We start from the raw sequence: 1,843 nt of genomic DNA, 5'->3' as shown, positions 1-1,843 counted from the left end.
GCATTTCCGTACTGTTCCAGACGGTGATCCAACTAATAATTTATCTTATCATCAACAAGCAGCAGCAACAGAGAGCGTTTATGTCGCTAATGGTGATACGGCGAACAGTGGTTATGAATCACAGGCAAAATATCAATCTGGTAATGAACAGAATGATAGATTGGCAACAGTAGTATATGTCGAGCAAGATAAAAAGAGAAAAAATAAGTAAGGTAAAGGGAGCTCTGTATTTCAGTGCTCCCTTTTAATGCATTTCGGTTCCTTCTTCTGAACTCCAGAGGTTGGATATAATAATTGAGTAGTAGGTTAAATAGGGTCAAATTCTTTGAATTTTCATCTGTGTAAGTAATCCCTTTACAACTAAACGATTTCACATATGGATTCCTTTCAATCTCTTTAACTGTAGATATCTTTTTACTTCCCCATTGCCCGTTTTTATTAATTATACAAAAAGCACCCTATAGATGGACTTTTTTTAGTGTCTACTCTATAGGGTACATTTTAAAACACCTTACTGGTCAATACTTTTATCCTCTTTACGTTTCATTTTCTTCTTCAGTATTAAATATAGGCCAAAACCAACTCCTGCTAATAAGATCAGAATTGGTGAATTCCCTATTAAAAATACGAGTACTCCAGATCCTCCAGCAAGTAAAAAGTTAATGCTGTCCATGAATTGTTTTTTGGTTTTATCCCATGTGTTTAGTTCGTCTTTCTCTATATCGGGAATGACCACATTATTCTCAGAGAAGTTAATTGTAACGGTGGATAAACTAGTTTGGTTTTCTAAGTATTTCATACGACCTGTTATGATTTCAATTTCTTCTTGAACACTTGCCAAGTCATCCGATATCTCTAATAAGTCCTTTGTTGTTTTTGCATCTTTCATGAACTGTAATAATCGTTCTTCAACTGCCCGCTTTGCCTTTAGTCTGGATTCTAAGTCATTGTATTCCTCAGTAACATCTTGACCAGTGACATTCTTGTTATGAATTTTAGTACCAATTGCTTCTACCTTTTCAACGAATCTTTGAAAATATTCACTCGGTACACGTGCAGTAAGGTGGCCACTAGATTGTTCAGAATCATCATTATAGCTCCTTGAATCAACGATATACCCGTTCATATCTTCAATAAGCTTTTGAATCGCCTCTTGAGCATTTTTATAACTTTTTACTTCCATCTCAATCATTGCATTGTATATAACCATTCTATCAGTCTTAGTAAAATCAAAATGCTCTTCAGTTGGACTTGCGGTTTCTCTTTCTGCATTCGCTACTTCACCAGGTGAATCTTCCTGGACTGCTGAATTTGGGGATTCATACGCCATGTCCCCACCTGCAGCTTTGTCTTCAGATGTCTCAGATGAACCTGCACTACAGCCAAACAAGGCAAACATCATGACTAAAACACTTACACAAAATAGTTTAAACTTCTGCATTAATGAACACCTCCTTAGTAGGCTTCTTTATATTATAGACGGAATATTTTTAAAAATGTTTCGACTATCTGATAAAACAAGATTTATGGGGTGGATACAACATCTAAGAAGAGTGGGTATGCTCAGGTGATTTGGATAGAAACAAAAGAACCGTCCCTGTGTTTAGCAAATTTTTGAAAAGTTAAATAGTTGATTGTTGGTGACTGATTTTTCTCGAGTAATATTCGTTTGGCAATATTAATTTAAGGGCTCTTTTCATCACATGAGAAGAGCTCCTTTTTTGTGTGTGGGATTCGCTATTATGCAATACTTCCATTTATCCTGCAATTAATCGGATTAGTATGCAAATAATCTTAGTTAGTATGCAATTATTGTATTTATCCTGCAATTAATCTTTTTAAT

At 35.2% G+C, this 1,843-nt stretch carries 2 protein-coding genes; one reads left to right on the top strand and one right to left on the bottom strand.

What is annotated here, in order from left to right; translation table 11 throughout:
* Positions 1–211 (top strand): hypothetical protein (locus AB3M96_RS23590; RefSeq protein ID WP_412970054.1); only part of this gene is annotated, 211 nt, incomplete at its 5' end.
* Positions 212–511: 300 nt separating this feature from the next.
* Here AB3M96_RS23590 and AB3M96_RS23585 read toward each other — a convergent pair.
* Complete coding sequence (locus AB3M96_RS23585) at positions 512–1,441, bottom strand: DUF4349 domain-containing protein (RefSeq protein WP_412970053.1); 930 nt, start codon at positions 1,439–1,441, stop codon at positions 512–514.
* Positions 1,442–1,843 lie beyond the last annotated feature (402 nt).

The organism is Ferdinandcohnia jepli (assembly GCF_047246645.1).
Classification (GTDB): Bacteria; Bacillota; Bacilli; order Bacillales; family Bacillaceae_L; genus Ferdinandcohnia.
The sequence above is the reverse complement of the archived record's forward strand: the minus strand, read 5'-3'. Positions and strand labels throughout refer to the sequence as shown.

What these genes read in the sequence shown, in the direction of transcription:
- AB3M96_RS23585 (WP_412970053.1), bottom strand. Translation starts at nt 1,441, where the DNA reads ATGCAGAAGTTTAAACTATTTTGTGTAAGTGTTTTAGTCATGATGTTT.